This is a genomic window from Candidatus Electrothrix sp. (assembly GCF_052785085.1).
This window is the reverse complement of sequence record NZ_JALAAI010000037.1, coordinates 23180-29633: the sequence shown is the minus strand read 5'-3', so window position 1 is coordinate 29633 and position 6454 is coordinate 23180. Positions and strand designations below refer to the sequence as shown.

Here is a 6454-nt window from a genome sequence, read left to right as displayed (position 1 = left end):
AAGTAACTTAAGAAGATCATGGCAATTTTCTCCTGATAAAGTAATTCTAGAGAAAATATGATCATTTTATTCTGCTTTTCAAGTGGTTATTGTTGATTTTGTATCAAGAAGGTGTCGTTTTTGAGTATTACACAGCGCAAGGCGAAATCGCCGAGTCCTCGGAAGTCCTGACTGCTTAAAAAAAAGAATGATCCTATCCACAGCTGCTTAACTCTCCAACAATCCTGCATAAACTGTTTTCCCATTCCCTTACAGCGTTTTTTGTAAGAAGATCCTGGCCTGACATCTCTGTGAAAATTTGTTGACACCGATATGTTAAACGTAATATATCTATAAATATTTACTGCGTAATATCATATTTGTCCATGCTCCCCATCACCAGTAGCACTAACTGAGGAACAATGCTTAAAAATATCTCAACAGCCACTCTTGTCCTTGTCGTTCTGCTTTTTCATAGCTGGCAGGCAACAGCAGCCCAAAAAATGATCGAGGATATCAACTTCGAGCATTCCGGCGACGGAGAAGAACGCATCATCTTTAAACTCAACGGCACCTATATCCCGAAAATATTCACGCTGCAAGGGAAACAACCCCGAGTGGTCTTTGATTTTGAGGATACAAGTGCAGCAAAGATGATTAACAACATCATCAACACCAATGGCGAACTCATCAAACGCATCCGGGTTGGTATCCATAAAGGTGATGACCCCAAAACACGGGTTGTGCTTGATCTCCGACCCAACAAGAATATCAATATCCGCCAGGATTTTGATAACAAAAAACAATCCCTGATTGTTTCAGTCCATTATGCAGGTGCAAAGAAGGCGAAAGAAGAGAAAAAAACAGCGCCACCTCCTGAGCCAGATCAACAACACCAGGAAGAACCCAACCAGGCAGTACCCCCACCGCAGCCTGAAGAAAAACAGGAGCACGTTGCGCAGCAGCCAGAAACAACAGCTCCTGAGCCTGAGCAACACGAAAAACAATCAGCACCTGTTACACCGGTTGCAAAAGCAGAGCAAACTCCTCAGGCGGAAGTGGAAGATATCCAGGAGAATGCTGGTCTCCCTATCCTGACCTCCATCAGCTTTGACAATGATTCCAACCGGGGCGAAATGGTCCTGTTTAAGTTGAATGAATTTCACCCTCCCATAGTCTTTGGCATTGAAGAGGGAACCCCAAGGGTGGTTTGTGATTTCAAGGATACTGTGGCTGCAAAGGATATCCCGGACAGCCTGAAGACAGCTGGAAAGTACATCCAGAAAATACGAATAGGGAAAGAAAAAAAGGAAAACAAGGTACGGGTTGTTCTTGATCTGACCCCGAGCTACAGCTACGACCTGCAACAGGTCTTTTTTAAAGAAGAGAACCTCTTTGTCATCATCATCAACACCCTGGGGAACGCGCCAACCGGCGATCCTTCAGAACTCCTGCGATAAAAATCCTTTCCCCCGGAAAACACATCAGGCGACTCCAAGGAGTCGCCCGCTTCAGGATTCATTGATGAGTTTTCGCACTTCAAAATGAGGTGGTATCTTGACCTGAAAACGTCGTTGCTCTATTGGTTTAAAATCAAAAATCTCTGTGAAAACCAAGGTAAAGTCAGCCTCCAGAGCATCGCCTGTCATCTCAATCCGGCCAGGCCAGCTGCATGTCCTTGGTGTTGCTGAGTAGTCAGCATACCTGGCTTCAAACTGAATATCACCGTCCGCATCAAGAACCATGTGCCGAACCAGTTGATTGTCTTCATTGAGTGCCAACATATGCGTCATCTTTTCTTTGTCCTCACCTGCTTGACCAGGATAGGCCACTTCATACCAGAACAGGTTTTCCTCTGCATCCATTCTGGTTGAAAGATTCTGCATTCCCCGGCGGTTCACACGACCGCTCAACCAATAAAAAAGATCCTCATGAGGAATAAAGGGTGGAAGAAATTTCTGGACCACATCCAAATCCATTGTCCCGGTATACCCGATTGCCTCATTATTATCTGCTAAGGTAAACCGGTTCTCGTGTGCTCCCAGCAGGACTAATGGCCTGCCCAAAGGATCAATCATGGCAAAACGTAAGGACGAAGGATGCATGGCCTGCATGGTTGCAGAAAGGGTCTTGCCCTGACCATAGGCCTGCCAGCTGAACTGCACATCACAATCTATAGCATTAACACAGGACTGGCCCAAAAAACGGGTAAGCTTGCTCTCCACCTGCCGCAGCTCTGTGCTATCACTTATCTCCACTGTTTTGGGTGGGGTTGCTGCACAACCAGCCAACATCAATACCCCTGCGCAATACCATATTATCCCCTGTTTACTCTTTCTCACTTGTTTCCTCCATTTTTAAGACGATGAATTTTTTTCTGTATACGCTGACTTTCTTTATCTTCCCGGCCCATACCGCCCGGCTTCTGCTCTTTCCTGTATTTATGATACATATCAAGAAATTTCTCCCAGGTTTGCCTGGCTTTCTCTGGAAGATCCAAAGCAAGATAGGTTTCTGCTAAATGATCAAGGATTGCCGGATCATCAGGGGCCATTTCCACGGCCATTTCCAAAGCTTTTCGTGCTTTTTCATACTTCCCCTGCTGATAATAAACCCAGCCAAGGCTATCGCGAATATAGCCGTTATTTGGTTTAAGTTTTACTGCACGGGAAATATAGCGCAAGGCCTCAGATAAATTTTCCTTCTTATCAGCCCAGGTGTAGCCAATATAATTCAAAGCCCCGGCATGCTCTGCATTTATTGTTATAACCTGTTCCATCACGTTCAGGGCTGCATCCTGATCCCCAATAAAATCCAGAAATAATCCGTATTCGTACAGCACCTGCTCATTCTTATCGTATACCTCAAGGGCACGCAGAAAGGTCTTGCGACATTGCTCTTCCTGACCAATGAATTGGTATATGCCAGCAAGCAGAATGTACAAATCCGGCGTCCCCCCTTCTTCCTGAGCAAGAACAGTTTCAAGTACCTGAACAGCCTCCTGATAACGCTCCAATTCCTTTAATGTACGTACCTGTAGAAAAAGACTGTCTTCATATTCCTTTGCTTCTGGATCTATCTTTTGCAAATCCAGGAGAAGCTCTTCGTATTGTTCCAGCTGAAACCGAAGAGCAGCCAACAGATAACGGGCCTCGGAAAGTTCATTTTTCTGGAGAAATTCCTCAAGCAAAGCTATTGCCTTATCATATTCTTCCCAGCGAACATGCAAACGGATGATGGCCAATTCTGCTTGGGTTGGATCCTTAATGTTCTTCTTAAGGTACTGTAATTTTTTCATAGCCTTATGCTCCTTTCCCTGCAGCAGGTAGAGATGGATAAGAGCAACCAGGGCTTCTTCATTTTCTTCATCATGATGAAGAATTTCCTGGTATAATGTAACGGCTTCTGTATATTTCTCCTGTCTGGTCAAGAGGTCAGCAAGTTCCAGTTGCAAGCCCTCAGACCATGTGATATCAAGTGCCTGTTCATAATGTTGTTGACCAGCTTCAAAATCCTCCTCTACTACCAAGAGTCGGGCCAAAAGAAGGTGTGCTGAATAGGAACGCTCATCAACTGCCAGCACATCATGAAGAGCTGTTTTAGCCATATCATACTTGTTTTCTGCAAGATACAGCTCGCTCAATAAGAGCAGGGAGGTGGTATCCTGCTCATCCAGTTGATGAATTCTTCGGTACTGCGCTGCTGCCTTGGAGAATTCACCTTGACGGATATATATCTTGGCCAGTAACATTCTGGAAACGGTATCTTCCAGATGCTGATCAAGATACTGTTTCAGATGAAGAATAGCTTCCTCACCACGGTTAAGACGCAGGAGCAGTAACGGGACCTTGCGAAGAACAAATTCTGCATCAGGGTCACATTGAAGGGCTTTTTCATATAAGGCCAGAGCTTTTTCATACTCTGCTGCCAACTCAGCATGACGTCCCAAAAGAAAATGTAAATAACTGCATCCTTTCTCCCCCTTTCTTTCCTGGGATGGAGCTGATGCAGGGTACACCGCCTTGTCAGGCGCTGCCAACTCATGGCCCGTACTAACAGTTTTCTTCTGCCCACAGCCACCAAGTCCGCTGATAAAGGCAAGTGCGAGTATGCCCAGCTTCAATTTCCGGGAGGAGACGTCCGCCCAATCCTGATACAACATAGATTCTCTGCTCTTTCTAATATTTCTCAAAAATTCCCGGTTATCCTATAAACGACCATCATTGTCTTGACGATTACACAAACTTATTTATATAGCATGAACAAGGATTTCACAACAGAAGAGCAATATATTTCTCTCAAACAAAGTGAACACCAGTAACATCCTGTCAAAAACGTTGTCTTTTTTTAACAACGTCCAGGTTCTCTTGAGAAAAGGAAGAACAGGTTTCCCACCTTTAACAAAAGCAAAGTACATAACATGTCCTCCTCTACCCTTTTTTTGCTCCGTTTTCTGGCTATCGTACTGACTGTCCACTTTCTTATGCATTACTACTTCTGGCATTGGATGGTCAAAAGGCCTGGCTTGAGCCATCAGAAGCAACGGCTTGGCACAGGGATTGTGCTCCTTCTTTTTCTCATTCTGCCAGCAGCTCGCACCCTGGCAGCATGGTTCTCAGTTGAGCAACGCTATCCTCTCTTATGGCTTGGTCACCTTTGGCTTGGGATCCTGATGCTCTTTGTTTTCTTTTTTCTTGCCGCAGATAGCCTGCAATTACTCACCGCTATCGGTCAGCACTTATTTGCGAAAAAACAATATATCCCTGATCCGGGGCGGAGACGTTTTCTTGCCCGCGCCCTTGCTTCTACGGCCTCTATTGCGGTATTTGGGGTTTCAGCCTTTGGCGTAAAAAAATGCCTTGATCCCCCCACGGTCAACCGGCTTCCTGTTACTCTTCCTGGTTTGCCTGCTGGCTTTCAGGGGTTTTCCCTTGTCCAGATATCTGATATCCATATCGGTGCCATGTCAATGAGAGCTGAACTGGCTGAAATTGTAGCTGTCGTTAATAACCTGACCCCTGATCTTATCGCCATAACAGGAGATTTAGTTGATGGTAAACCTGCTGAGCTTGCTGGCGAACTTGCCCCGTTGGCTGACCTCAAGGCCCGGCATGGCATTTTTTTTGTCACAGGTAATCATGAATACTATAGCGGAGTCGAACAATGGCTGCCTATCATAGAGGAACTGGGTATTACGGTCCTTAATAATAGCAGAGTAGAGATCCGTCAGGGCAGGGATGCGATTATTCTGGCCGGAGTAACAGATTATCAAGCCGGAAAATTTGGCAAAGAACATGCCCCGGATTTTACCAGGGCCTTGGGTGGGGAAGAAAAAACAGGAGAGACAGCGCCAACAAAGCCTGTTATCCTGCTGGCCCATCAACCCAGAGCTGTTGAAGAAGCAGCGGATCATGGGGTGGATTTGATTCTTTCAGGGCATATGCACGGTGGACAGATCTGGCCTTTTAACTATCTCACTCCTCTGCAACAGCCCTACCTGAAAGGATTTTATCAACATAAAAACACCCTGATCTACGTCAATCAGGGAACCGCCTATTGGGGACCACCCATGCGGGTGGGAACCTATAAAGAAATCAGCCAGTTTATCCTGAGCTAATGAGAATCAGTCTTTCAGCATATTTCAGTACACCCTGGTCCACCTCCCTTGAGATGGAGCAACACAACATGAAAGCTCATCATTACGAACTATGAACATCCTGCTTTTTGAACAGCATGAACTTGATGGCCCCAACAAAGACCGCCTCATTCTCACAGGCCATCGGGCCAGGCATATCCACACTATCCTGAAACTGAAACCCAGCGACAGCCTGCAGATCGGCATGATCAATGGCAAGATGGGCCAAGGAACAATCATCCGAATGGCTGAGCAGGATGGGCAATCCGTTGAACTCAAGGTTGAACTGGACAGCCCTCCGCCTCCAGCCCCGACAGTGGAGCTGATCCTTGCCCTACCCCGCCCGATTATGCTCCAGCGTATTCTCAAGCAGGCAACCGTAATGGGGGTAAACCGTATTCATCTGATCAGGTCTGCCAGAGTAGAAAAATCTTTCTTTCAGACTCCGGTACTTGAACCAGGAAAAATCAAGAACCTCCTGCTGGAAGGGTTGACGCAGGCTGTGGATACCCGTTTACCTGAAGTACTGATCCACCGTCGTTTTAAGCCTTTTGTTCAGGATGTTGTGCCGACCTTAACCGGTCTTGGGCTGCTTGCTCATCCGGGAGTAACAACAGGACTGTCAGAGGTTTATCCGAAGTCAGGAGAAAAAGAAAAAATCCTGCTGGCTATCGGGCCGGAAGGCGGGTGGAATGATTTTGAGGTGGAGAATTTTCTTGCTCAGGGGTTTGCCGGGTTTTCTATGGGGAATAGAATCCTGCATGTGGATACAGCGGTTGTTGCCTTGCTGGCGCAGTTAGAGATACTGCGAGTAACCCACTCAAGGTCTGCTTGAACAAA

5 protein-coding genes are annotated in these 6454 nt (G+C 46.2%); 3 read left to right on the top strand and 2 right to left on the bottom strand.

What is annotated here, in order from left to right:
* Positions 1-401 precede the first annotated feature (401 nt).
* Positions 402-1439, top strand: a complete 1038-nt coding sequence (locus tag L2082_RS08045) for an AMIN domain-containing protein (RefSeq protein ID WP_446009751.1) — start codon at positions 402-404, stop codon at positions 1437-1439.
* A gap of 51 nt (positions 1440-1490) precedes the next feature.
* Here the strand turns inward: L2082_RS08045 and L2082_RS08040 are convergent, their stop codons facing one another.
* Complete coding sequence (locus L2082_RS08040; protein ID WP_446009752.1) at positions 1491-2321, bottom strand: hypothetical protein; 831 nt, start codon at positions 2319-2321, stop codon at positions 1491-1493.
* Positions 2318-4141, bottom strand: coding sequence for a tetratricopeptide repeat protein (locus tag L2082_RS08035; RefSeq protein ID WP_446009753.1), 1824 nt, complete (start codon positions 4139-4141; stop codon positions 2318-2320). The genes L2082_RS08040 and L2082_RS08035 overlap by 4 nt, the downstream gene beginning before the upstream one ends.
* A gap of 258 nt (positions 4142-4399) precedes the next feature.
* Here L2082_RS08035 and L2082_RS08030 point away from each other — a divergent pair, with 258 nt between their 5' ends.
* Together L2082_RS08030 and L2082_RS08025 are read left to right on the top strand one after the other, a co-directional pair.
* Positions 4400-5596, top strand: coding sequence for a metallophosphoesterase (locus tag L2082_RS08030; protein WP_446009754.1), 1197 nt, complete (start codon positions 4400-4402; stop codon positions 5594-5596).
* A 91-nt stretch (positions 5597-5687) separates the two neighbouring features.
* On the top strand, positions 5688-6449 hold the full coding sequence (locus L2082_RS08025; RefSeq protein WP_446009755.1) for a 16S rRNA (uracil(1498)-N(3))-methyltransferase: 762 nt from the start codon (positions 5688-5690) through the stop codon (positions 6447-6449).
* The last annotated feature ends 5 nt before the right edge of the window (positions 6450-6454 follow it).